This is a genomic window from Paraburkholderia adhaesiva (assembly GCF_021390575.1).
GTDB classification, from domain to species: Bacteria; Pseudomonadota; Gammaproteobacteria; order Burkholderiales; family Burkholderiaceae; genus Paraburkholderia; species Paraburkholderia adhaesiva.
Genome location: NZ_JAJEJQ010000002.1, coordinates 1,302,858 through 1,328,817 on the forward strand (window position 1 = coordinate 1,302,858; position 25,960 = coordinate 1,328,817).

Sequence of the window (25,960 nt, forward strand, 5' to 3'; positions counted from 1 at the left end):
GCAGCCTGCGTGGTGAAGCGAGAAGTGCGGATCGGAAAACGAGAAAAAGCAGGAATACCGTCGCAAGCTCAGGGCACGTACGCGCCCCTGGCGTTGAACGAGCGCTCGACCTGCTCTAGCTGCGCGATAGCGCCCGCCCCCTCCAGCGCGAGCAAGTGCGCGACGAGCGACTCCGCCAGCGCAGTGGCCGCCACGAGCGACGGGAAGAACGAGGGGCTCTTATGCGTAAAGATGAGGACCTTCTCGGCATTGAGCGCGATCGGTGAAACCGCGCTGTCGGTGATGGCGATCAGTCGACTGCCCTTCTCCAGCGCGGCTTCGGCTACGCGCACCGCCTCGACGGAATACGGTGCGAAGCTGATCACGATCGTCGCACTGTCGCGCTCGATGCCGAGCAACTGCATTTCCAGCGTCCCAGCCTCGCCGCCGAGCAGCGACACCGACGTGCGAAATAGCCGGTAGCCATAGACAAGCCCGAACGCGACGGCGTAGCACGAACGGAAACCCGCCACATAAACATGCTTCACCTTGCGCAGCAGCCGCGCTGCCTCGACGATCGTGCGTGCGTTGTGCGCCGCTGCGACGTCAAGGTTGTGCCGCTGCGCATCGAGCAGATCGCGGGCCAGGCCATCCTTGGCACTGCCGGCCACGAGCGAGCGGGCCCGGCTAGCGAGCGGTTCAGGCCGCGTGCGCACACGCGCGACGAAGAGGCCGCGCAACTCGTTCCAGCCCGGGAAGCCAAGCTGTTGAGACAGCCGGACGAGCGACGCGGGCTGCACGCGGGCGCGCTCTGCGACCTTGCGCATCGACGAGACAGCCACCTCGTCGGGATGATCGAGCAGGAACGCCGCGCCCGTCTGGAACTGCGGACTCAGTTCCGCGAAGCGCGCGCGGATCAGCGCGGCAAGCTGGTCAAAGCTTTCTGGCATGCGAAGATCGTGATGAATTCGACAACAAATGTTACCACTGGTGTTGTGGACTGTTGCAGGTGATGGAAGCCCTGGTGGCTGACAAACGAGTTCTGTCCTGTCGCGAACGATATCTGGCCCGCGGTACTAGCGATCGCGGGCGCACCCAGTCGGCTAGCAGAGACCCCTGATGGCATTCCGTTGCAGGCTGGGAACGAAGTCGTTGAGTACATGCCGAAGGAGCGCTCCGTAGCAGATATAGGCGCAAGGTTTGCGTCTCGGCGTTTACGCTTACTGGCATGAAATACAAAAAAATTGGCGCAAAAAAACAAAAGCAGGTTACGTGGTTTTTTTATATTCGCAACGCTGCACTTCAGAGGTGGCCTCACTCGTTCGGACAGTCATCTGAGATTTTTAAGTGGAACGTCCGAGGCAATCATGCTGCCGATTTGATCGCAGGCAGCGTCGCGAAGTATGCCTCATCCGGGGTCTGATCCGCCAGGCTCGAATGGGGCCGTTTCCGGTTGTACAGCTCGACGTATTCGCCGATGGAGCGCCGGGCATGGCTGACCGACTCGTACGCTTTCAGGTAGACCTCTTCGTACTTGATGCTGCGCCACACCCGTTCGACGAACACGTTGTCGCGCCAGGCCCCTTTGCCGTCCATCGACAGCCGCACGCCCCGGCTCAGCACCGCCTCGGTGAACGCGCCCGCCGTGAACTGGCTACCCTGATCGGTGTTCACGATGTCGGGCAGTCCGTAGCGGGCGAACGCCTCTTCCAGCGCCTCGACGGCGTGCGTGGCTTCCAGCGTGATGGCGACCCGGTACGCGAGAATCTTGCGGCTCGCCCAGTCCACCACTGCCGTCAGGTACACGAAGCCGCGCGCCATCGGAATGTACGTCGTGTCGAGGGCGAACACCTGATTGGCACGCTCGATCTTCATGCCGCGCAGCAGGTACGGCCAGATCTTGTGCTGCGCGTTGCGGCGGCTCGTGTTCGGCTTGCAGTACAGCGCCTCGACGCCCATGCGCTTCATCAGCGTGCGTACGCGACGGCGACCCACCTCATGGCCTTCCCGGCGCAACAGGCGCGCCAGCATCCGCGCCCCTGCAAATGGGAACTCCATGTGCAGTTCGTCGATTCGCCGCATCAGCAACTGATCGACCTCGCTGACCGGCTGCGCCCGGTAATATGCGCTCGATCTCGCGATGCCAACCAGTCGCGTCTGTCGCGAAACCGGCAGCGCATGCGTACAGTCAATCATCGCTTTGCGCTCAGCAGTCCGGCTTTGCCGAGCGCTCCTGACAAAAAATCGTTCTCCAGCGTCAACTGCCCGATCTTCGCGTGCAGCGTTTTCACGTCCACCGGCGGATCGCTCGACGGTGCACCTGTCGCACCAAACACGTCTGCCGCACGCTCCTGCAACTGCCGCTTCCATTCCGTGATCTGGTTCGGATGTACATCAAACTGCTGTGCCAGTTCGGCCAGCGTGCGCTCACCTTTGACCGCTGCCAGTGCCACTTTCGCTTTGAACGCCGCTGAGTGCGTCCGTCGGGTTCTCTTCGTCATTTCCTCGGTTCCTTTGCCAGCATTATCGCTGGCTCAGGCCCCGGCCAAACCACTTATCCGACTGTCCGAATTTGCGCGGCCACCTCTCTTCCGTATTTCACTCTGAAAAAGGACAGGCGTGGGGCCGACTTCCGGGAAAAACAATACTAAACAACCGTTGCAATAAACAGTGCTTGTTCGCGGCCGTCCGCCGTTACCGGAGACGCCATATTCAGCCTTCGAGAAGGGAGTGTTCACGCCGAACGATCGCTTCTTTGTCCGTTGGCATCTTGCTGACAACCCGAGCCGGATCACGGGCCGGCCCCTCCGGCTGAGGGCTCACGGGTCTGTCAACGATAACAACTGGGGAGCCGTATGAACGGGAGCGACAGCAGCACGCTCGGAAAGACTCACGAACTGGCCGACGAGGACTTGATGGTGATCCGGGTCGACGCGGAGGGTCGTGTGGTCTATGTGAATCCGACGTATCAGGGTGTCACCGGATTCTCGACGCAGGAGATCAAGGCGATGAGCATCCGTGACTGCGTCACCGGTTTGCCGCCACAAGTCCTGATCGACGCCGCTTCCTGCGTTCGCGGTGGCAAGCCGTGGAACGGCGTGGTGCAAGCAATTTGCAGAACCGGCGATACCTACTGGTGTCGTGTGAACGCCTCACCACTCGTATCCAACGGTAAAACAATCGGATCGTTGATGGTCTTTGGCAAGGCATCCTCCGAAGAAGCCAATATGGCCGCGCGGTTCTATACCATTTTGGCCGCTAGTCAGCAGAAAAAGATCGGTTGGAAACAGGGGCGCCTTGTTCGCTTCCACTTATGGGGCAATGCTGCCGAAAGGCTTCGCACACTCGGACTCGCACGTCACATATGGGGTCCTCTGGCGGTGTTGCTTGCTGTCGGGCTGACGGGACTTGTCGCGCTCGCGGCGTCTATCTCGCCGCTCGCATTCTGGGCCGCATCGGTTTGCCTGGGTGTCGTCGCCGCGGCCACGGGGTTGTACATCTCGCGCGCCGTAGTGAGGCCACTGCAAGACGCGGTGCTGTTTGCAAACCAGATTGCGGCGGGAAATCTGTGCGGGGAGACCCACAGTACGCGTATCGACGAAATTGGTGACCTCGTGCACGTCCTGAACCGGGTGACCGTGAATATGCGGGCTACCGTTATGGATGTGCGAGACGGGATGCACTTGATCCAGCATGCGGCAACCGAGATCGCCACCGGCGTTCATGGTTTGTCGTCGCGGACGGAACTACAGGCCAGCAATCTGGAGGAGACCGCTGCATCGATGGAGCAGGTCAACTCAGTAGTCCAGAACAATGCAGACGCAGCTCATCAGGCCAGTGAGCTTGCAAAATCGACTTGCGCAACGGCGGAGGCCGGAGCCGAGGTCGTCTCCCGAGTGATTGCCACAATGGATCAGATCTCGCAATCGAGCAACAAGATCGGGGACATCACCGCTTTGATTGATGGAATAGCGTTTCAGACGAACATTCTTGCGTTGAACGCGGCGGTGGAAGCGGCACGCGCCGGCGATTCCGGCCGGGGCTTCGCAGTAGTGGCCAGTGAAGTACGAAACCTGTCGCAGCGAACCGCCCAGGCCGCCAAGGAGATCAAGCATCTGATCGCGACGAATGTGGGCACTATTTCCGAAGGCTCGCGCCTGGTCGATACAGCGGGTCAGGCAATCGAGGAGATTGTGTCTCAGGTGCGTAATGTCACTGGTTTAGTCGGTCAAATCGCCAATGCATCCCAAGAACAAGCGGCCGCCGTGGATCAGATGAGTCGCGCGGTCGATCAACTCGAAGAAATGACGCAGGAAAACTCAGCGATGGTTGAGGAGCATACTGCGGCAACAAGCAGCCTCAAATCGCAGAATGACCGCCTGGTGGAGACGCTCTGCGTTTTCACGCTCTAAAACCGCAGCGGAGGGCCGACAATCCGCGACGTGTCGCGCACCCCGGTCCGAAACTGAATCTCGCTTGCCTGTACAAGCGGGAAGTGCGCGGGCTAGCCGAACGAACGGCCCCGCACATTCGCTCTACGCGTCGACGAAATAGCGCGTTCAGACCCGCCGAAATGCGTCTCTCCTATCGCACCACTCCACGCATTGACCCAGCGTTTCGCCAGAACGCTCTCGCATGGGCCATCGGCATCCACCAGTCTGGCCATTGCCCGCTGCAAGCGCGACATCGCATAAGTCCTTCGTTGCTGCGCCTGGTTACCTCGCTGGTTCATTTCAGTTTCACCCTCCGCTTTGTCGTCGAAGTTTCAGGAATCGCGTCAACTTACGACGATCACGTCTTTTAGTGTAAACCCGCCCTGCCCCGGGCCGCCGCGTCACTTGAGCGCAGAAGCGGTTCGGCGTGTGGCAATTTCGCGCACGCAGGCAACAAGCGCGGTCTGCGCAGGCGTCACAGTCGGGGCCGGAAAACGTGCTCGCGGCTGCCACTTGACCTTACCGTCGCTGGAAGGTTCAGACTTGGGCCATCCACTCGCCATTGGAGGCAAGAATGAAATTTGAAGTCAAAGATATGTCATGTGGCGGCTGCGCCAATGCAATTACGCGCGCCGTCACGGCTATCGACCCTCATGCGACTCTGGAAATCGATGTCGCAACAAAAGTAGTGAAGATCGAATCGGTAACCGAATCGGGCAAGATAATTACCGCAATCGAGGATGCGGGGTTTCATCCGACGCTTCTCTCTTCATAGCTGGCAAACAGGCGGCATCGCCTACATGCGTCGCTTCGACGGACCGACATCGGCCTGCCGCGTGCAAGACCGCACGAGCGCGGGCCTGATGAGCTAAAGCGCGAACACTCGAAGCCTTCAGCAGGTGCACCATCCGCGTTGTACCATCTCCCCCATCGCGCAAACCCGACAAGGCAGATCCACCATGGCAACGCACGCTTCGGTACCAGCCGCCACCGTCTATCGCGGCGGCCTCGTCGAGACGACGCATGCAGCCCACGTCGCCGTCGTCGATGCCGATGGCCGGTTGCACTACACATTCGGCGACCCGCACCGCGTGACGCTCGTACGCTCGGCGGCCAAGCCGGCGCAAGCGTTGGCCGTCGCGGAAACGGGCGCGCTGGAGCGCTTCGGCTTCGACGACGCCGACCTCGCCCTCATGTGTGGTTCGAACAGCAGCGAGGATCGCCACATCGAGCGCATCCTCCAGATGCTCGCCAAGGTGTCGGCGCAGGAGTCCGACATGCGCTGTGGCCCGCATGTGCCGTTGTCGGATGCCGTGTACCGCTCGTGGATCAAACGCGACTTCACGCCGGGCCCGATATGCAGCAACTGTTCGGGGAAGCACGTGGGCATGATCGCGGGCGCGCGCGCCATCGACGCGCCTGTCGTCGACTACCACCTGCCGGAGCATCCATTGCAGGTACGCGTGAAGCACACGGTCGCCGACATCTGCGACCTGCCCGACGACGGCGTGCAATGGGCGATCGACGGCTGCAATCTGCCGACACCCGCGTTCCCGCTTGACCGGCTCGCACGCCTTTACGCAAAACTTGCAGATGCCGCCGATGCGCTCACCGGGCCCGCGCGCGCAGCGACTTCCCCGCGCACACAGGCGCTCGCACGCATCTACCGCGCGATGACGTCGTACCCTGAAATGGTCGCGGGCGAAGGCCGCTTCTGCACGGCGCTCATGGAAGCATTCGAGGGTGCGCTCGTCGGCAAGGTCGGCGCCGACGGCAGTTATGCGATCGGCGTGCGTGCATCCGGCCATGCCGTGCCGCACTGCGCGGGGCGCGCGATCGGCCTCGCGGTGAAGATGGAAGACGGCAACGCTACCGCGCTCTATGCCGTAGTCATGGAAGTGCTGACGCAACTGGGCATCGGCACGCCGGCGCAACGCGCCGCGCTCGAACAATTCCACGCACCGCAAATCCGCAATACGAAGGGAGTGGAAACAGGCGGCGTCAAGGCGAGCGTCACGTTGCTGCCTTGCACTCACGGCTAGTCGCCCTCACGCGCGGCTCTGGCCCGCCAGAACACACCGCGCGCGTAATAGTTATTTTCAGGGCCGCTAAAGCATTGCGACGACCTTCACGTCGCTGCGATCCGCCGACGCAATCACCTTGCCGTCCACACGGCGGAACGTAAGCGTCACCGCGGACTTGCCCACGCGCAGATCGCCGATCTCGAGCCAGTCGATGCCTTCGGGCAGCATCGGCTGCTCGACTCGCACTTCGTGGCGCGTCGCGTCGATCGAGATGCCGAGGCACGCTTCGAGCATCATGAACGGCGAGCCCGCCGCCCAGGCCTGCGGCAGGCAGGCGACCGGATACGCCGTCGGCGGCTCGCCGCGCCGGCGCGGAAAGCCGCAGAAAAGTTCGGGCAGCCGCATGTCAAACGTAACCGCCGCTTCGAAGAGGGCCTGCAGCAGCCGCACCGCCGCTTCCCTGCGGCCGTAGCGCGCGAGCCCGCGCGCGCAAAGGGCGTTATCGTGCGGCCAGACCGAGCCATTGTGGTAAGCCATCGGATTGAAGCGCGCCTGGCCGGCCGCCAGCGTGCGAACGCCCCAGCCCGTATGGAACAGCGCCGATTCGAGGATGCCCGCCACGCTACAGCCGCGCTCGTATTCCGGCAGGCCGAACGCGAGCAGATGCCCCGCGTTCGACGCGAGCACGCGACACAGTTCGCCTTCACCGTCGAGCGCAATGCCGTAGAACTGCGCCTCATCCATCCAGAATTTTTCTTCCACGTACTCGCGTATCTTCGTCGCGCGCTGTGCGTAGCGCACGGCTTCGCCGCCCAGTCCACGTTGCGTCGCAAAGCGCGCCATCGTGTCGAACGCCGAACTCGCGTAAGCCTGTACTTCGACGAGTGAAATCGGACCCTCGGGGATGCGCCCGTCCGCATGGAATACCGAATCGTGGCTGTCTTTCCAGCCCTGGTTCGCGAGCCCGCCCTCGGACTCGCGCTGATAGTCGAGCAGGCCGTGCGGATTGCGGTCGCACGCTCGGGCGACCCAGGCCGCCGCGCGTTCCAGCGCGGGCCACAGTTCGTCGATCAGCGCGGTGTCCCCGGTGCGCTCGGCGTAGGCGCCCGCCAGCACGACGAAGAGCGGCGTCGTGTCGACGCCGCCGTAGTAGAGCGCAAACGGCACTTCGCCCGTGGCCGCCATTTCGCTCTTGCGCATTTCGTGCATGATCTTGCCCGGCGCGGCGTCGCGGAACGCGGAGTCCTCGCGTGCCTGGTGCGCCGCGAGAAAACGCAGCACGCCGCGTGCGAGCGCGGGCGTAAGCCATAGCGTCTGCAGCGAGGTGATGACCGCATCGCGCCCGAAGGGCGTGGAAAACCACGGAATGCCCGCGTAGGGGTACGGGCCGGTCGGCAGGTCGGTGGTCAGCAAGCCAAGATCGGCGATCGAGCGGTTGATCCACGCGTTGAAGAGCGGATTGCTCGAACGCACGCGCGCCGTCGCGCGGCGGCGCTCGCGCATCACGATGTGCGAGTCCACGAGCGCTGCGCGCACAGCCGCGCGCCCCACACGCTGCTCTTTCGTGTCGGCGAGGCAATGATCGGGTTGCATGATCGCCGCGCTCGGCGTATCGATTGCCGCGCCCGGCATCGGCGCGACCTCGATTGAGACCGTCAAGTAGAGCGACACGCAGGCCTGCGCGGCAAGCGCCACCGAGAAGTCCGCGCGATCGGCGAAAAGCTTGTTCGGTTGCGGCGAAAACTCGATACGCACGTGCCGCGCCACTTTGTCGAGGCCGATGTATTCGAGCCGCACCTCGCCGCCCTCCACGCGTGGCGGCGTGACTGTGCCGCGCACTTCGCGCTTGAGGCCGCGGACTTCGAACATGTCGCGGAAGTCGCTTGCGAATGAAATCGAAACGGGGATCGTGGCTTCTGTCGTGCCGTAATTCGTGAGTTCGATGGCCTCGGTCATCATCGTGCCCGAGAGCACGCGCGAGCGCTGCACGTGGATCACGCCTTCGGGCGTGGTCTTCCCGCCGAGTGGCGGTAGTGGACGGTTGGTGAGGTGCGCCGTGAACGCCGTGTTATCGCTGCTGACGCTGCCCGATAGCAGCGACGGCACGCGTCCGCCGAAGGTCAGGCGCAGCGAGGACAGCACGCGCGTGTCGTTGACGAAGAGGCCGTCGTCGACGCCGGTGATGTCGCCAAGCGGGTCGTTGACGATGAACGTATCGCCCGACTTCAGCACGTGCTGGTCCGCGCTCGCGAGCTCGGGCATTTCGGGCGGGATGAACGCGCCATCCGTGTCGTGATCCGGATGATCCACGCCGCCTGTGTGGGTGACGCCGCCGAGTACTTCAGGATCCTGCATCGCGTAGCTCCTTTTGTCGACCGGGGTTCGCGCCTTTGCGCTGACTCCGGTCCCTTCAATGGGGTGACTGTCCGGTTAGCTTTCGCTCGATTGTAGAGGCTTCTGCAGCAGCGTACGAAGTGATTGCAGCACGCGCAAAAAACATGCGCAAAAAAAGGCGCCGGCACGCTAGTGCGTGCGGGCGCCTTTTATCGGCGAGAACGGCTTTACAGCCGATGCGGGCAATACGACTGCAATCCCCGCCCGGCTTGCCGCGAAGGCCGCAATATTTACGACATCGCCGCCGTGCGCTGTGCAATCGGCTTCGCCTCACGCGGCGTGTTACCGATGAACAGCTGACGCGGACGACCAATCTTCTGCTCCGGGTCTGCGATCATCTCGTTCCACTGCGCGATCCAGCCCACCGTACGCGCCATCGCGAAGATACACGTGAACATCGACGTCGGGATGCCCAGCGCGCGCTGCACGATGCCCGAGTAGAAGTCCACGTTCGGGTACAGCTTGCGCGACACGAAGTATTCGTCTTCCAGCGCGATCTTTTCGAGCGCCATCGCGAGCTTGAACAGCGGATCGTCGTGCAGGCCCAGTTCGTTGAGCACTTCGTAGCACGTTTCGCGCATCAGCTTCGCACGCGGATCGTAGTTCTTGTACACGCGGTGACCGAAGCCCATCAGCTTCACGCCCGAGTTCTTGTCCTTCACCTGCTTGATGAATTCGGGGATCTTGTCGACCGAGCCGATCTCTTCGAGCATGTTCAGCGCGGCTTCGTTCGCACCACCGTGCGCCGGGCCCCACAGACACGCGATACCGGCCGCGATACACGCGAACGGGTTCGCACCCGACGAACCCGCCAGACGCACCGTCGAGGTCGACGCGTTCTGCTCGTGGTCAGCGTGCAGGATCAGGATGCGGTCGAGCGCGCGCGTGAGCACGTCGTTGACCTTGTACTCTTCGCACGGGTTCGAGAACATCATGCGCATGAAGTTCGCGCTGTACGAGAGGTCATTGCGCGGATACACGAACGGCTGGCCGATGCTGTACTTGTACGCCATGGCGACCAGCGTCGGCAGCTTCGCGATCATGCGGATCGCCGCCACTTCGCGATGCTTCGGGTTAGTGATGTCGAGCGAGTCGTGATAGAACGCGGACAGCGCGCCCACGGCGGCGACGAGAATCGACATCGGGTGAGCATCGCGGCGGAAGCCGCGGAAGAAGAACTGCATCTGCTCATTGACCATCGTGTGGCTCATGACGGTCTTCACGAACTCGTCCTTCTGCGCCTGGCTCGGCAGCTCGCCATTCAGGAGCAGATAGCACGACTCGAGGAAGTCGGCGTTCTGCGCGAGGTTGTCGATCGGGTAGCCGCGATACAGCAACTCGCCCTTATCGCCGTCGATGTAAGTGATCGCCGAGTTGCACGACGCCGTCGACATAAATCCCGGGTCGTAGGTGAACATGCCGGTCTGACCGTACAGCTTGCGGATGTCGATCACATCCGGGCCCATCGAGCCCTTGTAAACCGGCAGTTCAATGCTCTCCGCGCGGCCGGAAATCGTGAGAGTCGCGTGTGTTTTCGAATCAATCATGTCTTGTCCTTGAGTGGCTTTGACGTCGCACATGCCACAGCGCGGGCCCTCGAATTGCGGACGAGTTCGCTGCGACTACGCGCCGCATTCTACGGCGCGGCGCGGCAATAATTGACACCGCCTACAGCAACAATGCCTCTTCAGTTATGCAACATTCGCGCCCTACAGCTTCCTTAACGGCGATTTTCGCAACAATATGTTGTCTGTGCGGTGCAGCAAAACGGCTCCGGTCTCTGCGATACTTCGTCGCATGCATCGATATCTCCCCCATCTTTGCATAACGCTTCGCGGCCCGCCGTCACGGTGGGCCGTTTTTTTCCGGCCACATGCGCCCGAAGCAAAACGTAAGGAAAAGCAGATGAATATTTCGATCGATTCCCTATTCGCCGAAGACGAACTCGAAAATAACGCCGTCGTCACGGCGCTCAATCATCAGGACATCGTCGTGGCGCTCTCCGCCGCGCTCGCGTCGGAACGCGTCGCCGTGCTGCACATGCTTTACCCACGCACCGACTCGCGCACGCACCGCAGCCTGGACTCCCTCGTGGACGTGCTGCACGGCCACGGCCTTCATCAGGTCGCACGCCTGGTTTCGCAGGAAGCGCACTACCTCCTGTTCAAGGATCCGGTGAAGGCGTTGAAGGCATTCCATGAGATCCGCAACGACTCGCTTGCGATTGGGGTGCATCTCTACTATGCGGGCCTCGTCGGCGAGGCCGCGGAGCGTAAGCTCGACGCGCACGCGCACGGCCGCGACTAAGTTGCGCGGTTCGGCAGCGCGTGGGGCGGACCTGTCGGGCCGTCTCGCAGTTTTTTTATCGCGCTATATGCGATGGCGCTGAAGAAACGACGTTGCCGCGCGCAAAAAGCATGCTAAGGATCACCAATTTATGCTGGTGAAAAACCGGCGACTGCGGGAAGCCGCAACAGCGCACGCGTAAAACAGGCGATCAGCTACGCTCGCGCACGAACTGATCTATGAGTGCGTTGAACGCGGCCGGCCGCGCGAGATTCATCCCGTGGGATGCGCCGTTCACGGTTGCGCGCCGCGCATCGCCGAGCCACTCATCGAGCGCGGCCACCGTGCGATGAAAAACCTCCGGGCTCTCTTCGCCGTCGATCAGTAATACAGGGCACGCGATTTCGCCGGCCTGTTCGCGCGTATACGCTGGCAACGGATCGCGCAATTGCGGCCCGAGCGTATGCGCGTTGTCGGTCGCCATCGTATGGAACGCACGCGTGCTGCGCGCCCAGGACCCAGGCCGGCTCACCGAGTCGACGAACAGTTCGAGCCCCGCGTTCACGTCGCCGGACTCGATCAACTGAACGGCACGTGCACGCAGCACATTGGCGGTCTCGGGTAGTTGCGCGAGCGTCTGCCCCGGCAACTGAAGCGGACCGCCCGGGTCCGCCAGCGCGAGCGAGCGCACGAGTTCGGGATGGCGCCGGGCAAACTGAAACGACACGCTGCCGCCGCGCGAATGCCCGATCACATGAGCGGGGCCCGCGCCGAACGCTTCGATAAATTCAGCGATTTCGTCCGCATGGCGGCTCCAGCTGAATGGCTGGTCACGCGCCGCATCGGGTGCCGGCCAATAATGCGTGAGACTCACGGAGACGCAGCGGTATTGCTTCGAGAGCCCCGCAAGTTGCGGCTGCCAGTAGCGGTAGTCGCAAAGCGAACCATGGACGAACAACAGCAACGCACCCTCGCCGCGTTCGACGAAGGGCATGGGCAGGCCACCAGGCAGTTCGACGAACGACGCGGGCGCGGGAAAAACGGCTCGATTCACAGTGAAAATGAAGAAGGCGGCGGCAGCAAAGCCGCAATGTGGCTTCGCACGCGTGGCACAGGAAAAAACGGTGATTGTCCCACGGCAGCGCGTGCCGCGTGCAACGCGCTATTCGCCTGAATAATGCCGCTTAGCCGAATGCGTTCCCGTCCAGATACGCCGCTGCCATACCCGCGCCGCGCACGGCGCAAGTCAGCGGATCGTCGGCCACGCGCACGGTCACGCCGAGTTCGGCCGCCAGACATTCATCGAGCCGCGCAAGGAGTGCCCCGCCGCCAGTCAGCACGATGCCGGCATCGGCGATGTCGGTGACGAGTTCGGCCGGCGTGGTCTCGAACACATCCCGCACCACGCCGATCACCCGGCGCAGCGGTACGGCAAGCGCGTCGACGATATCGTGACTCGTCAGTTCGACGGTACGCGGCAAGCCGTCCTCGATGCTGCGTCCGGTGGCGCGCAGCGTTTCGACCGGCTCGCCACGCATCGCAGTGCCGATCGTCTTCTTTACATGCTCTGCCGTCTGGTCGCCGAGCACGACGCCATAGAGGCTACGCACATAGTTGATGATGGAGCGGTCGAACTCTTCGCCGCCCACGCGCACCGAACCGCTGCAGGCCACGCCGCCTAGTGCGATCACGGCGACCTCGGTCGTGCCGCCGCCGATATCGACGACCATCGAGCCAGTCGCCGACGACACCGGCAACCCCGCCCCAAGCGCCGAAGCGAACGATTCGCTGATCAGGTTCACATGCATCGCGCCTGCCGCGAGCGCCGTCTCGCGGACCGCGCGCCGCTCCACCTCGTTCGCCGCCCCTGGCACGCAGACCGTGAACGACGCACGCCGGCCGAGCAGGCGGCTCGAACGCGCTATCTCCACGAAGCGGCGCATCATCTGCCCGGCGGCTGGAAAATCGGCGATGACACCGTGACTCAACGGCCGCACGGCCTCCAGATGCAGCGGTTCGCGCCCGAGCATCTCTTTCGCCTCGTTACCGACTGCGGCCACCGTTCCCTCACTGGCCCCCGCGCGGCGCTCGAAACAGACCACCGACGGCTGATTCAGGACGACGCCCCTGTCCGCCGTATAGATCAGCGTGTTCGCGGTACCGAGATCGACCGCCACGTCGTGGCGAGACAGCCTTTTCAGAAAGGTGGAATGCGACGTCGCTGAGGCCATTTTGGTCTTTCTTCTATTTATGCGGCGACGGGCGGCCAGCCGTCGGGATACCGCCAGACATCGAACCCGGGGGCGCGTCGCGCTGGCCGAACACCGGGTGAATCGGGCCTTTTCGGCCTATTGACAGTGTTTACGGCAGCGGCCGCCGAAGACTTTAGCTGCGCAAGGAAATGGCCTGCGGGCCGGAGCGGGCCGCAGGCCGAAATGAACCCGGCCGCGGCGGCCGGGAGATCCGGAGCGCCGCCCCCTTATCCGTGCGACTCGAGCGCGCGCACGAGGGCTTCACGGCCGAGCATCGCACCCTGCGACGTGAGCGTATGGCCCACGCCAGGCAGGGTGTAAGCGGCCACGGCATAACCCGCATCGCTGAACGCGATGGCGGCGCGCTCCAGTTCCTGCACCGGAATCACTTCGTCGTCCTCGCCGTGCACGAGCGTGAGCACCGTATGGCTCTTCGCGACAACCGGCGCCACGAGCCGCCCCGCGTAGGCGACCACGGCGGCGACGCCCTCGGACTGGGTCGCGACGTGGAAGAGCGCCATGATCGATCCTTGCGAAAAGCCGACGAGCGCAAGCGCGTCGTAGCCGAGCGACCAGTGGGCCAGTTCGGCGTCGAGCCGGCGGCGCAACACCTCTGCCGCCGCGATGACACGCTCTTCGCGATTGCTCTCGTTGATGTCACGCAGGCTGAACCACTGACGCCCGCCGAACCCGCCGTCGAACGGCTCGCTACCGTCGAGCGAAACGAATGCGGCGTGGGGCAAGGCATCGCACCACGTATCGCCGAGCGGCATCAGATCTTTCGCATTGCTGCCGACACCGTGCATCAACACGACTACGGCGCGAGCCGCGCCCTGCGCCGGCGCGAGACGCCAGCCTCCGTCAAACGGTTCCCAGCTCATCGAAAAACCTTCCCTGTTGGTTTCGTGATCATGTATGCGGCGCAAACGGCCGTTGCAGCCGCGCATTGGGCCATACGATGACCGTGCGGCAGGCGCAAGCATACGCCGTACGCGCCCGTGGCGTTCGCCGCTGCGCCGTTTCAGTTTCAACGTCGTACGGGTTCGGGCTGAACGCGTTATTCTGTCGCCTGCCGTGTGCGACCGGCTTTAGCCGGGCATGGAGAACAAAGTGCACACGAATCGTCCCTGGCCGCACCGGGACCCGCGACGCCCAGATTGCGCCTACCGCGACCCAAACCGTGCAAAACCAAGCCACGCAACCACCGCCGCCGCTCGAAGGTGCTCGCCTGATCCTCGCGACCATCGCCGTCGCGCTCGCCACATTCATGAACGTGCTGGACACGTCGATCGCCAATGTCGCAATCCCGACGATCTCAGGCGACCTCGGCGTTTCCGTCGATGAAGGCACGTGGGTCATCACCGTATTCGCGGCCGCCAACGCCGTGTCGATTCCACTCACTGGCTGGCTCACACAGCGCTTCGGCCAGGTCCGCGTTTTTGTCGCGTCGATCCTCTCGTTCGTGCTGGCATCGTGGCTATGCGGCATTGCGCCGAGTCTGCCCTTCCTGCTCGTTGCGCGCGTCCTGCAAGGTGCAGTCGCGGGTCCGCTGATTCCGCTGTCGCAGGCCATCCTGCTCGGTTCCTGGCCGAGGGAAAAATCGGCCACGGCGCTTGCGTTCTGGGCCATGACGACGACCGTCGGGCCGATCGCGGGCCCGGCGCTCGGCGGCTGGATCACCGACAGCTACAACTGGTCGTGGATCTTCTACATCAATATTCCGGTAGGTCTGTTCGCGGGCTTCGTGACGTGGATAATCTACCGCCACCGAGAATCGCCGACACGCAAGCCGCCTATCGACGTCGTGGGCCTCGGGCTGCTCGTCGCGTGGGTTGCGTCGCTGCAGATCCTGCTCGATAAGGGCAAGGACCTCGACTGGTTTAATTCGCCCTTGATCGTCGCGCTTGGCGTCACCGCCCTCATCTGCTTTTCTTTTTTCCTCATCTGGGAGCTCACCGAGGAACATCCGATCGTCGATCTGCGTCTCTTCGGACAACGCAACTTTCTCGGCGGCACGATCGCCATTTCAGTCGCTTACGGCGTGTTTTTCGGCAACCTCGTGTTGTTGCCGCAGTGGATGCAGGAGTATCTGAACTACCGCTCGGTGGACGCGGGCCTCGTCACCGCGCCGCTCGGCGTGTTCGCGGTGATCCTCGCGCCGGTGGTCGGTCGCATCCTGCCGCGCTCGGACGCGCGCGTCATGGCGACGATCGCATTCGTGCTCTTTTCGATGATTTTCTTCATGCGCGCGCAATATGTGATCGAAATCGACACATTCCACCTCGTGCTGCCGACCTTGCTGCAAGGCATCCCGATGGCGCTCTTCTTCGTGCCGCTCACCGCAATCATCCTCGCGGGTCAACCGCAACATCGCATACCGGCCGCTGCGGGCCTCTCAAACTTCGTGCGCGTTTTCTGCGGCGCGATCGGCACCTCGGTCGCGACGAACGCATGGAACAACCGCACGATCCTGCATCACGCGCGGCTCACGGAGCAGGCTTCCGTGGATAACCCCGTGTTCAACCAGTCGATCGAGAACGCGCAGAAGCTTCTGCATATGAGCGAGTCGTCCGCGCACGCGCTGTTCGATTTCAACGTGACGACACAGGCCGCGATGATGGGCCTGAACGACATCTTCTACATCTCGGCGATCATCTTCCTCGCCATCATCCCGCTAATCTGGGTCACGAAGTCGACGAAGGGTGCGGGCGGCGGCGGCGCGGCGGGCGCGCATTGACGTGCGCTGGCGCCGCTGACTACCCGCACGGCGCACCCAATCTTCCGGTTCTTCCGATGCAGTCGCGCGCCGGGGCTCACCGAATCAGATCGCGCCGATCAGCACTTCCGCGGGGATATGCAAACCCGCGTGTAATCGACGGATCATCGAGAGGCTCAGCGCGCGCTTGCCGTTCAGCACTTCGTAGACGCGATTCGTATTGCCGATATACGGCTTCATGTCGGAGGCTTTCAGCCCCTGCTGCTCCATCCTGAACTTGATCGCTTCGACAGGATCGGGGCTCGCGAGCGGGAAGTGCGAGTCTTCGTACCGCTCGACCAGCAGCGACAGAATTTCAAGCCGATCGCCCTCCGGCGTGCCGGGGGCCGGGTCGGCATCGACAAGCGCGGATACGGCGGCGAGTGCAGCCTTGTAATCTTCTTCAGTGCGCAGCGGACGAATATCCATTCCCATTACTCCATTTCCACGGTTGCCGCATCTACCTTGTCATACTCGGCGTGGGTGCCAACGAACTTGATGTACACCACGCCAATCCGGTAAGCGACAGCGACGATCAGTCGAAAATCGTTGCCCTTGATGTTGAACACCACCCGGTTCTTGCCGACGAAACTCGCCGAAGCGTAGTCATTCCGGATGTCCTGGGGCGTTTGCCAGGCAGCTTTGACTGCTTCGGCGTGCCACGACAACAGCGCCTGTTCGGCTCGTGCGTGATTTCTGATGAAGTCCAGCAAGGCTTTCTTGGCAACGATACGCATGGGTTATGGTAGTCCCAAATTAGGACTTTCGCAATGGTTTCTGGCTCCGGCGAAAACAAAAACTAAACGCCGCCTGTCCTGACTGCGGAGGACACATCCGCTCTGGGTGCCAGAACGAATCGCTCCATCGTCGAAGTCTATCGCCCCAGGCGCGAGACCAATAGCTGCCGAATGGCTAACCGTGCGGGTGACCCGTCGGCTTTCAAGCCCGGCCCGCTACGGCTGCCCCTTGGTCATCACCCATTCGCCCCCCAAAAATCACTTTGACAAACACTCTTACGATATATATCTTAAGACATGTTTTACGATATCCAACAGGAGGCGACATGCGCCACCCTCATTATTTCGGCCGCAACGGCTGCGGCGCTTCGAGCCGTATTTCCGCCCTGCACGCGTTTTGGCACGCCATGGGCCGGCATCGTTCACATGGCGAAGGACCCGGCGGCTGGGGCGAACGCAACAGCCGAGGGTTCGGTGACGGCGATGGCTATGGCGACGGTTTCGGCCGAAGCCGCAAGTTCACGTCGGACGACCTGCAACTCATGCTGCTCGCGCTGCTCGCCGAACGCCCAAGCCACGGCTACGAGCTCATCAAGGCCCTCGACGCCCGCTCGAACGGCTTCTACAGCCCGAGCCCCGGCATGGTCTATCCGGCCCTCACGTGGCTGGAAGAAGTCGGCTATGTGAGCGTCACGGTGGAAGGCAACCGCAAGCGCTATGAGCTGTCGCCCGAGGGGCGCGCACATCTCGATGCCCACCGCGAACGCGCCGACATGATCCTCGCGAGGCTCACCCACTTCGGACGCAAGATGGATTTGATGCGCCGCGCGTTCGCGGGACAGGAACTTGCCGACGAAACAGAAGGTGGCTGGGTGCGCGAGCTGATTGAAGCGCGCCGTGCGCTCAAGCATGCACTGCTGCGCCGCACAGACGCATCGCCCGATGAGCAGCGCCGACTCGCGGCAATCCTGATGCGCGCCACGCAAGAAATTGAACAGGGCGGCGCCTGATCCTGCGCGGACAGGCCGTCTCAACCGGAGAGTCATTTATGCAAAACCCGTCAGCGCTCGAAGTCGTCCGTGTGCGTCATCCGCTGAAGTTCCGGCTGCTGTGCGTCGCGCGCGTCGTGCCGCTCTCGCCCTCGCTCGTTCGCGTCACCCTTACGGGCGACTTGAACGACTTCGCTTCCGCGTCGTTCGACGATCACGTCAAGGTGTTTTTCCCGGCCTCAGGCGCCGCCAAACCTGCTTTACCTACGGCCGGCCCGCATGGTCCGATCTTCCCTGAGGGTGCCGAGCGCCCCGTCATGCGCGATTTCACTCCGCAGCGCTTCGACCTCGAGGCGGGCGAGCTCGACCTGGTGTTTGCGTTGCACGAAGCCGGGCCGGCAACCACGTGGGCAACGCAGGCACAGCCGGGACAGTTTCTGGGCATCGGTGGTCCGCGCGGGTCGATGGTGATTCCGTCCGGCTACGACTGGCATCTGTTGATCGGCGACGAAACCGCCCTCCCCGCAATCCAGCGGCGCCTCGCGGAATTGCCCGCGGATGCGCGCGTGGCGGTAGTCATTGAAGTCGCGAACCGTGCCGCCCGCATCGAGCTGCCGACCGAAACCGATTGCTACGCGGTCTGGTGCTATCGCGACGAAGCTGAGTCGGAAAATCCGCTACTCGACGCAGTCCGCGAAATCTGGCTGCCGCCCGGCGTCGGCCACGTGTGGGCGGCGGGCGAGGCGTCGGTGATCCGCGCCGTGCGGGCGCACCTCGTGAACGAACGCGGCGTCGACAAAAAGGGCATTCGCGCATCGGCCTATTGGCGGCGCGGCGCGCAGGCGGCGCACGAAGCAATCGAGGACTGAGCCGCAAAAAGCGTGAAGCGAGCGGGAGCAGCGTTTCATCGTGCGCGCGTCGTGCCGAATGTATCGACCATCGGCGCGACGGTTTGCAGGGGATGCCATGGCGTCTTCAGCGGATCCGGCACGCATGCGACGCCGCGTATAGCATCGCATCTGAGTTATCGCCCAATTCCGCTCACGGACGCCACGCCCATGCCTTCCTCAGTACGCAACTCGCTCGACTGGATACTCGAAGCCCTCGAACGCGACGCCGGCTACTTGCGCAAACGGATGTTCGGCTGCGACGCCGCCTACATCGACGGCCTGCTGTATCTCGTCGTCGCCGATCGCGACGAGCCGTTCAACGGTTTGCTCGTCTGCACGTCGCGCGATCGCCACGCTGCGCTCATCGAGGAAATGCCTGCTTTGAAGCCACATCCGGTGCTCGGAAAATGGCTGTATGTTCGGCAAGGCGATGCGGCATTCGAAGACATCGTGCAAAAAATGACGGCGCTTGTACTCGCGCGCGACGAGCGCGTCGGCGTCGAACCGCCCGCACGTAAGCGGCGCGGCAAGAGCGTACTACCGAAACCGTGAGACATCGGGCAGCGAGCTAAAACGTCGCCGCCCGCCTGCGTCTCAGGCCTTTCTGCGCGCGCGCACGGCCTGCGCCAGCGTATCCAGCACCGGCGCGGTCTGCGCCCAGCTGATGCACGCATCGGTGATCGACACTCCGCGCTTAAGCGGCACGCCCGGCTTGAGGTCCTGGCGCCCTTCCTCAAGGTGACTTTCGATCATGACGCCGACGATCCGCCGGTCGCCGCCAGCGAGCTGACCGGCGATGTCGCTCGCAACCTCGATCTGCCGCTGATGCGCCTTGTTCGAATTCGCGTGCGAGCAGTCGATCATGACCTGCTCGCGCAAGCCGGCCTTCGCGAGCGCCTCGCAACACGCGCTCACCGACGCCCGATCGTAATTCGGACCCGTCTTTCCGCCGCGCAGGATCACGTGGCAGTCGTCGTTGCCGCGCGTTTCGAAGATCGCAGCCATGCCCATCTTCGTCATGCCCATGAACGCGTGGCTCGCGCGAGCGGCCACGATGGCGTCGGTGGCCACCTGCACGCCGCCGTCGGTGCCGTTCTTGAAGCCGATCGGGCAGGACAGCCCCGACGCCAGTTGCCGGTGGCTCTGGCTTTCGGTCGTGCGCGCGCCGATCGCGCCCCAGGCGACGAGGTCGGCGATGTATTGCGGGCTCAGCAGGTCGAGGAATTCGGTGGCGGTCGGCAGTCCGAGCGCATTGATGTCGAGCAGCAGTTGTCGCGCGGCGCGCAGGCCTTCGTTGATGCGGAAGCTGCCGTCGAGACGCGGATCGTTGATATAGCCCTTCCAGCCCACGGTCGTGCGCGGCTTCTCGAAGTAGACGCGCATCACGACGAGCAGATCGTCCTTGAGCGAATCGGCCTTCTCCTTCAGCAGCTTTGCGTATTCGATGGCCTGGTCGTGGTCGTGGATCGAGCACGGCCCCACAACGACGATGAGGCGGTCATCGCGTTGTTTGAGCACGTCGGCGATCTGCGCGCGGCTCGTTTCCACGAGCGTCTGCTTGTCTTGCGGCACCGGCAGTTCGTCGAGCAGCAGTGCGGGAGAAATCAGCGGACGCACGGCGCCGATGCGCACGTCGTCGATGCGGGTGGAGTCAACGGTGGCGTCGGCAAAGCCGACTTCCTGGTCGTGCTGCGGATTGTCGATGCGGCTCAAGATGCTCTCCTGCCTCGCGCATGGCGCGGGTCTTGCGGTTCGATGCTGGGCGATGCCAGGAACAGGCAGGATTATCGCATCCGGCGGCCCGCTGCGGCGTGGCGCGCCCGGAAGCCGGTCAAGGCGGCGTCGCGCCGCCCCGCGAACGGGCGTTCAAAGGCGTTGAAGAGCGTTGAAATGCATTGAACTGCGCAACCCGGACGATCGACGGCAACGCCTGCCGCACAAGCCACGCGTCAGGACGCTGCGCCCATCGGATCACGCTTGCCGCGCAAGCGCCGCGCGATACGCACGAGCGCGTGCCACTGCTGCGCGATCACGCCATCGCCGTAGTCGAGCCCCTGGCCTCGCGGCGTGGGAAGCTGGTCGCGGATGCCGGTGGGCTCCAGCGCCTTGTTCCAGGAAGCGCTACCGAACAGCATGTCCCACCACGGAAACAGCACACCGAAATTGCAGCCGTAACGCGTGCCTTCGTGGCCGTAGCCGATTGCGTGATGGCGGCGATGGAACGCCGGGCTCACGACGATGCGCTCCAGCACGGGGCCGAACGGCAGCCGCACGTTGGCGTGCTGCACGCTCTGCATGAAATTGGTGACGGCCACGAGCACGACGTACTGCGCGGGCTGCACGCCGATGAAGAGCGCGAGAGCCGCGAAGAACGCTGCGTTGATGATGTCGTCGAGGAAATGATTGCGATCGTCACACCAGAGCGACATTTGCTGCTGGCTGTGATGGACGGCGTGCAGTTCCCACCAGATGCCAATGCGATGCTGCCAGCGGTGATACCAGTACCCCGCGAAGTCGAGCACGACGAGGTAGATCAGGAACGACACAATGGAGTTGTCGGTCACGCCGGGCCAGAGGCTGTCCACGTCGATGTTCGGCACGTTGTGGATCGCCATCAGACTCTGCAAGTGGCTGAACACCGGCTGCAGCACGAAGAAGAACGCGAGATTCAGAATGCCGAGCTTCGCGATCCACGTGTACCAGATGTCGGCGCGCACCGCCTTGCGGTCGCCCCACGCTTCGACGGGCCGCAGCGCTTCGAGCGGGCGCAGCACAGCGTAACTGAGCCCGGCCTGTAGCAGACCGACGATCACCCAGTAGAGCGCGTCGTAGGTATCGTCGTCGTAGCCCATCAGGCCGACCTTGTAGAAGACCGGCTGGATCACGTCCACGTAGACCAGCGTCTGCAGCCAGGATACGGCGTTGTCGAGTTGCGAGATCAGGGTGTCAATCATCGAGTCCCTCGAACGATTCCTTTGCAGTTGTTGGACGTTGGTTGGGCTTTATCAGGGCCAGTGCGCTCAGTCGGGGTTCGGCGCAGAGACCGGCGCCCGGTTGGCGAAATAGATGCCGTGCGGCGAGCGGCCCACGGCGATCGTGTCGATCAGCTTGCGCGTCGTGAGATCAATGATCCCGATGTGCCGCGCGAAGCGGAACGTCACCCACAGATAGCGTTTGTCTGCGGAAAGTTCCATATCGTCGGGGCCGGGGCGCAGGCCCGTGATATCGGCCGCTTTCGTAAGCGTCGTGTAGTCGAGGATGCTGATCGTGCTTTCAACCCGATTCGACACGGCAACGTGCTTGCCGTCGTCGAGATTGCGGAAGTTGTGCGCGCCGCGCCCCGTCTGGATTCGCTTAACGATCGTGCGGTTGTGCCAGTCCACCACGGCCACGTCGTCCTCGCCCGTCATGCCAACGAGCAGATACTTGTCGCCGGGCGTCATCCACAGGCCGGCGGGGGTGGTGCCGACCGGCAGTTTCCAGAGCACGGTCTGCGTCGGCAGATCGATCGCGGCCACTTCACCCGTTTCCTGCAACGTCACGAATGCGGTCTTGTTGTCCGAGGCAAACGTGATGTGGCTCGGCGTCTTCGCCAGTGCAATGCGCTTCACGAGCGTGACGTCGTGGCCGTTATAGCTGTAGATGTCCACGCGATCGAGGCGCAGGCCCGTCGTCACGAACCACTTGTGATCGGGGGAGAAGCCGAGCTGATACGGGTCCTCGATGCCCTCCACGCGACGCTGCACCTTGCCCGTGCGCGGATCGAGGAACATCAGGTCGTTCGAGACCGAGTCGGCGACGATCAGCGACTGGCCGTCGGGCGTGATCATCAGGTGATGCGGCTCCTTGCCGGTGGGCTGGGTGCCAACCACGGTGCGGCTCGCCTGATCGATGAGCGAAAGCTGCGCCTCGCCGGAATCGAGCACGATGACCCTGTCGTCGGCGTGGGCGAGCGTGCCCCACGCGAGCGCGCCCATCAGCAGCGCCGAAGCGACGCGGGATTTCGTCATACGGATAATCGGGAATTCAGGCATTTCGTAAGGGAGAAAAGCGAGTTGCAGCGCGAGCGGCCGGTTTGTGCTGAGATAGGCAGATGCGCCGGCGGCTCGTGCACGGACTGTCTCATTAACGCGTGAGGTCCCCGATCCGATGACGCGTTTTGTCGCATCGTGATGCCTCGCCGCGCAATACCCCGCGTCGTTCTGCCCCCAACTTCGAGGAGCCGTGCATGCATCAGCGCATCCGCGAAGACCAGTTGCCCGAGGGCCTCACGAAAAGCACGACGGCGGCGGTGCGAGAAGCGCTCGAAGGACGCCGCCGGGGAGCCGCGCTGCTGCTGCCGCTTGCGGGGCCGGCTGTGGTGGTGTCGGTGGCGTACATGGACCCCGGCAATTTCGCCACCAACATCCAGGCCGGCGCGCGCTACGGCTATGCGCTGCTCTGGGTGGTAGTGCTCGCCAACATCATCGCGATGCTGTTTCAGGGGCTCTCAGCCAAACTCGGCATCGTCACGGGATCCAATCTCGCCGAACTGTGTCGTGAACGCTTCCCCGCGCCCGTTGTCTGGGCGATGTGGGGCGTGAGCGAAATCGCGGCGATGGCGACCGATCTCGCCGAATTCCTCGGCGGCGCGATCGGGCTGGCCCTGCTCTTTCACATGCCGCTCCTCGCCGGCATGGCGATCACCGCTTTAGTGACCTACGGTCTGCTGCTGCTCGAAGGCGCGGGGTTCAGGCCGCTCGAACTCGTTATCGGCGCGCTCGTCGGGATCATCGGGCTTTGCTATCTGGTCGAACTCTTCGTCGCGCCAATCGCGTGGCCGAGCGTCCTCCGCCATCTCGTCAGGCCGCGACTTCCCGATGCACCGGCCGCGATGATCGCCGTGGGCATCGTCGGCGCGACGGTCATGCCGCACGCCCTCTTCCTGCATTCCGGCCTCACCCAGGCGCGCGTCGTGCCGCGCAACGATACCGAACGCACCCGCCTGTTGCGCTTCTCGAACATCGAGGTCGTGATCGCGTTGACGGTCGCGGGACTCGTCAACATCGCCATGGTCATCATGGCTTCCGGTGCATTTCACCAAGGCTTTCCCGATGTCGCCGAAATCGGAAAAGCCTATCGAACGCTCGTGCCACTGCTGGGCATTGGCGCGGCGGGTGTGTTCCTGCTCGCGCTGATTGCCTCGGGAATCTCCAGTTCGGTCGTCGGCACGATGGCCGGGCAGATGATCATGCAGGGCTTCATCGGCTTCCGGATCCCCGTGTGGCTGCGCCGCCTCGTGACCATGGTGCCGAGCTTCGCCGTTGTGGGCTTCGGCGTGAACGCTACCCAGGCGCTGGTCGCAAGCCAGGTCGTGCTGAGCCTCGCGCTGCCGGTGCCAATGGCTGCGCTCGTCTGGTTCACGAGCCGCGCCGACGTGATGGGACCGTACCGCAACCGTCCCGTCACGGTCTGGCTCGCGGTGACCGGCGCGGCTATCGTTCTCGCGTTGAACACGGTTTTGCTGCTCGATACCTTCGGCGTCGCGGTGCCCGGCCTCGGATGAACACACCGCACGCGTGCAAAATCACGGGAAACCATGCACCATTAGCTTTTTTCGCCGTGTCGCGCCGCCTCACCGCTGCGACGCTTTTTGCAACCGGCACGCCACTTGCGAGCCACCAAGCGCTTCCGGGTACTACCTGGCATCACCAGGTACCACCAGGCGCAAAATTCGACCTGCCATGACGAATCAGCCTGTCCAAGCTACGCCCGACGAAAGCGTCGACATGATCATCTTCGGCGGCGGAGGCGATCTGGCCGCGCGCAAACTGTTGCCCGCGCTCTATATGGCGCATCTGCACGGCAACCTGCCCCCGGAGACGCACATCATCGCCGTGGGCCGCAAGGACTGGACGATCGAGCAATACCGCGCGTTCATGGAGGAACAGTCGCGCCCCTTCGTCGAAGCCAAGGCTTTCGACAAGGAGGCATGGGAGCGCTTTCTGGCCTTGTTCCAGTATGTGGTCATCGACGTGAACAATGGCCGCGACTACGCCCGCCTGCTGGAAGCTTCCCGAAAGGACGCGCTGCGCGTGTTCTATCTCTCGACGTCGCCCGAGCTCTTCACGACGATCTGCGACAACCTCGAGTCTGCGAATCTGCTGGATAAACGTTCGCGCGTCGTACTCGAAAAACCGCTCGGCCATGACCTCGCGTCGGCGAAGGAGATCAACGAGTCGGTCGGCCGCCATTTCGCGGAGTCGCAGATCTACCGTATCGACCACTATCTCGGCAAGGAGACGGTGCAGAACCTCATGGTGCTGCGCTTCGGCAATCCGATCTTCGGGCCGTTGTGGCAGGCGCCGTACATTCGCAGCGTGCAGATCACGGTCGCTGAGACCGTGGGCGTGGGCAGCCGCGCGGGCTTCTACGATCACACCGGCGCGCTTCGCGACATGGTGCAGAACCACCTGCTGCAATTGCTGTGCATCGTCGCGATGGAGCCGCCCGTCTCGCTCGACCCGGATGCCGTGCGCGACGAAAAGCTCAAGGTACTGCGCTCGCTGCGCCCGATGTCGCTCGCCGACATCGCACGCGACACCGTGCGCGGCCAGTACGGAGCAGGCGCCGTGGACGGCGGGCCGGTGAAGGGCTACCTCGAAGAGGACAACGTGCCGCCCGGCAGCCGTGCCGAGACCTTCGTCGCGCTGCGCGCACACATCAACAACTGGCGCTGGGCCAACGTGCCGTTCTTCCTGCGCACGGGCAAGCGCATGCAAACGCGTCAGTCGGAGATCGTGATCGAATTCGCCGATCTGCCGTTCTCGATCTTCCCGAGCGGTCCGCGCAACTACGGCAACCGCCTCGTGATCCAGCTTCAGCCCGAGGAATCGATCCAGTTGCAGATGCTGGCCAAGGAGCCCGGCAGCGGTATGAACATGGTGCCGGTGAACCTGAACCTCGATCTGCAGCAGGCTATCCCCGAGCGCCGCGCGGAAGCCTACGAGCGTCTTCTGATCGACGTGATCCGCGGCCGTCTCACGCACTTCATGCGCCGCGACGAACTCGAAGCGGCGTGGACATGGGTCGAGCCGATTCTCAACGGCTGGGAACAGCTCGGCGACCGGCCGCGCACCTACACGGCAGGCACGTTTGGACCGGCCGCTTCGTCCGCGCTGCTGGCGCGCGAAGGGATGTCGTGGGCCGAGGAAGCCTGATCGGGCTGCATCGACCTCAACC

At 63.3% G+C, this 25,960-nt stretch carries 22 protein-coding genes; 10 read left to right on the forward strand and 12 right to left on the reverse strand.

Annotated features, from left to right (window positions below):
• Positions 1 to 68: 68 nt before the first annotated feature.
• Positions 69 to 929, reverse strand: coding sequence for a MurR/RpiR family transcriptional regulator (locus L0U80_RS21530; protein ID WP_233869759.1), 861 nt, complete (start codon positions 927 to 929; stop codon positions 69 to 71).
• A 415-nt stretch (positions 930 to 1,344) separates the two neighbouring features.
• Positions 1,345 to 2,480, reverse strand: a protein-coding gene (locus tag L0U80_RS21535; RefSeq protein WP_373322092.1) for an IS3 family transposase whose coding sequence is annotated in 2 segments (ribosomal slippage) — positions 1,345 to 2,225 and positions 2,225 to 2,480 — 1,137 coding nt in all. Because the reading frame shifts where the segments join, the coding sequence is not laid out codon by codon here.
• Positions 2,481 to 2,834: 354 nt separating this feature from the next.
• Here L0U80_RS21535 and L0U80_RS21545 point away from each other — a divergent pair.
• The 3 genes from L0U80_RS21545 to L0U80_RS21555 all read left to right on the forward strand — a co-directional run bounded on the left by L0U80_RS21545 (position 2,835) and on the right by L0U80_RS21555 (position 6,454).
• Positions 2,835 to 4,391, forward strand: coding sequence for a methyl-accepting chemotaxis protein (locus L0U80_RS21545; protein WP_233869762.1), 1,557 nt, complete (start codon positions 2,835 to 2,837; stop codon positions 4,389 to 4,391).
• 595 nt (positions 4,392 to 4,986) lie between these two features.
• Complete coding sequence (locus L0U80_RS21550; protein WP_233869765.1) at positions 4,987 to 5,187, forward strand: heavy-metal-associated domain-containing protein; 201 nt, start codon at positions 4,987 to 4,989, stop codon at positions 5,185 to 5,187.
• 184 nt (positions 5,188 to 5,371) lie between these two features.
• Positions 5,372 to 6,454: an asparaginase gene (locus tag L0U80_RS21555; RefSeq protein WP_233869768.1), complete on the forward strand. Its 1,083-nt coding sequence runs from the start codon at positions 5,372 to 5,374 to the stop codon at positions 6,452 to 6,454.
• A 66-nt stretch (positions 6,455 to 6,520) separates the two neighbouring features.
• Here the strand turns inward: L0U80_RS21555 and L0U80_RS21560 are convergent, their stop codons facing one another.
• Both L0U80_RS21560 and gltA read right to left on the reverse strand, forming a co-directional pair.
• Positions 6,521 to 8,791 carry an amylo-alpha-1,6-glucosidase gene (locus tag L0U80_RS21560; RefSeq protein ID WP_233869771.1) on the reverse strand — a complete coding sequence of 757 codons (2,271 nt, stop codon included), beginning with the start codon at positions 8,789 to 8,791 and terminating at the stop codon, positions 6,521 to 6,523.
• A 269-nt stretch (positions 8,792 to 9,060) separates the two neighbouring features.
• On the reverse strand, positions 9,061 to 10,377 hold the full coding sequence (gene gltA, locus L0U80_RS21565) for a citrate synthase (RefSeq protein WP_233869774.1): 1,317 nt from the start codon (positions 10,375 to 10,377) through the stop codon (positions 9,061 to 9,063).
• A 358-nt stretch (positions 10,378 to 10,735) separates the two neighbouring features.
• Between gltA and L0U80_RS21570 the strand changes: the two genes are divergently transcribed.
• Positions 10,736 to 11,137, forward strand: coding sequence for a hypothetical protein (locus L0U80_RS21570; RefSeq protein WP_233869777.1), 402 nt, complete (start codon positions 10,736 to 10,738; stop codon positions 11,135 to 11,137).
• A gap of 190 nt (positions 11,138 to 11,327) precedes the next feature.
• Here the strand turns inward: L0U80_RS21570 and L0U80_RS21575 are convergent, their stop codons facing one another.
• The 3 genes from L0U80_RS21575 to L0U80_RS21585 all read right to left on the reverse strand — a co-directional run bounded on the left by L0U80_RS21575 (position 11,328) and on the right by L0U80_RS21585 (position 14,249).
• Positions 11,328 to 12,110, reverse strand: a complete 783-nt coding sequence (locus L0U80_RS21575; RefSeq protein WP_233869780.1) for an alpha/beta fold hydrolase — start codon at positions 12,108 to 12,110, stop codon at positions 11,328 to 11,330.
• 190 nt (positions 12,111 to 12,300) lie between these two features.
• Positions 12,301 to 13,347: a rod shape-determining protein gene (locus L0U80_RS21580; RefSeq protein WP_233869783.1), complete on the reverse strand. Its 1,047-nt coding sequence runs from the start codon at positions 13,345 to 13,347 to the stop codon at positions 12,301 to 12,303.
• Between the two features lie 248 nt (positions 13,348 to 13,595).
• Positions 13,596 to 14,249: an alpha/beta hydrolase gene (locus tag L0U80_RS21585; protein ID WP_233869786.1), complete on the reverse strand. Its 654-nt coding sequence runs from the start codon at positions 14,247 to 14,249 to the stop codon at positions 13,596 to 13,598.
• Positions 14,250 to 14,548: 299 nt separating this feature from the next.
• Here L0U80_RS21585 and L0U80_RS21590 point away from each other — a divergent pair, with 299 nt between their 5' ends.
• Complete coding sequence (locus L0U80_RS21590; RefSeq protein WP_308444878.1) at positions 14,549 to 16,105, forward strand: DHA2 family efflux MFS transporter permease subunit; 1,557 nt, start codon at positions 14,549 to 14,551, stop codon at positions 16,103 to 16,105.
• Between the two features lie 84 nt (positions 16,106 to 16,189).
• Here the strand turns inward: L0U80_RS21590 and L0U80_RS21595 are convergent, their stop codons facing one another.
• A complete protein-coding gene (locus L0U80_RS21595; protein WP_124151273.1) occupies positions 16,190 to 16,552 on the reverse strand; it encodes a helix-turn-helix domain-containing protein in 363 nt (120 codons plus the stop codon).
• 5 nt (positions 16,553 to 16,557) lie between these two features.
• Positions 16,558 to 16,860: a type II toxin-antitoxin system HigB family toxin gene (locus L0U80_RS21600; protein WP_233869789.1), complete on the reverse strand. Its 303-nt coding sequence runs from the start codon at positions 16,858 to 16,860 to the stop codon at positions 16,558 to 16,560.
• Positions 16,861 to 17,186: 326 nt separating this feature from the next.
• Here L0U80_RS21600 and L0U80_RS21605 point away from each other — a divergent pair, with 326 nt between their 5' ends.
• The 3 genes from L0U80_RS21605 (at position 17,187) to L0U80_RS21615 (ending at position 19,291) form a co-directional block, all read left to right on the forward strand.
• A complete protein-coding gene (locus L0U80_RS21605; protein WP_233869792.1) occupies positions 17,187 to 17,870 on the forward strand; it encodes a PadR family transcriptional regulator in 684 nt (227 codons plus the stop codon).
• A 38-nt stretch (positions 17,871 to 17,908) separates the two neighbouring features.
• Positions 17,909 to 18,718 carry a siderophore-interacting protein gene (locus L0U80_RS21610; RefSeq protein WP_233869795.1) on the forward strand — a complete coding sequence of 270 codons (810 nt, stop codon included), beginning with the start codon at positions 17,909 to 17,911 and terminating at the stop codon, positions 18,716 to 18,718.
• A gap of 189 nt (positions 18,719 to 18,907) precedes the next feature.
• Complete coding sequence (locus L0U80_RS21615; RefSeq protein ID WP_233869798.1) at positions 18,908 to 19,291, forward strand: hypothetical protein; 384 nt, start codon at positions 18,908 to 18,910, stop codon at positions 19,289 to 19,291.
• Positions 19,292 to 19,333: 42 nt separating this feature from the next.
• On the opposite strand, the gene L0U80_RS21620 is transcribed toward L0U80_RS21615, so the two are convergent.
• The 3 genes from L0U80_RS21620 to L0U80_RS21630 all read right to left on the reverse strand — a co-directional run bounded on the left by L0U80_RS21620 (position 19,334) and on the right by L0U80_RS21630 (position 22,749).
• Positions 19,334 to 20,452: a 3-deoxy-7-phosphoheptulonate synthase gene (locus tag L0U80_RS21620; protein ID WP_267954857.1), complete on the reverse strand. Its 1,119-nt coding sequence runs from the start codon at positions 20,450 to 20,452 to the stop codon at positions 19,334 to 19,336.
• A 236-nt stretch (positions 20,453 to 20,688) separates the two neighbouring features.
• Complete coding sequence (locus tag L0U80_RS21625) at positions 20,689 to 21,693, reverse strand: sterol desaturase family protein (RefSeq protein WP_233869801.1); 1,005 nt, start codon at positions 21,691 to 21,693, stop codon at positions 20,689 to 20,691.
• 66 nt (positions 21,694 to 21,759) lie between these two features.
• Positions 21,760 to 22,749, reverse strand: a complete 990-nt coding sequence (locus tag L0U80_RS21630; protein ID WP_373322245.1) for a YncE family protein — start codon at positions 22,747 to 22,749, stop codon at positions 21,760 to 21,762.
• Positions 22,750 to 22,967: 218 nt separating this feature from the next.
• Between L0U80_RS21630 and L0U80_RS21635 the strand changes: the two genes are divergently transcribed.
• Together L0U80_RS21635 and zwf are read left to right on the forward strand one after the other, a co-directional pair.
• Positions 22,968 to 24,284 (forward strand): Nramp family divalent metal transporter, encoded by a 1,317-nt coding sequence (locus L0U80_RS21635; RefSeq protein WP_233869807.1) that lies wholly within the window; start codon positions 22,968 to 22,970, stop codon positions 24,282 to 24,284.
• 178 nt (positions 24,285 to 24,462) lie between these two features.
• Complete coding sequence (gene zwf, locus L0U80_RS21640; protein ID WP_233869810.1) at positions 24,463 to 25,938, forward strand: glucose-6-phosphate dehydrogenase; 1,476 nt, start codon at positions 24,463 to 24,465, stop codon at positions 25,936 to 25,938.
• Positions 25,939 to 25,960 lie beyond the last annotated feature (22 nt).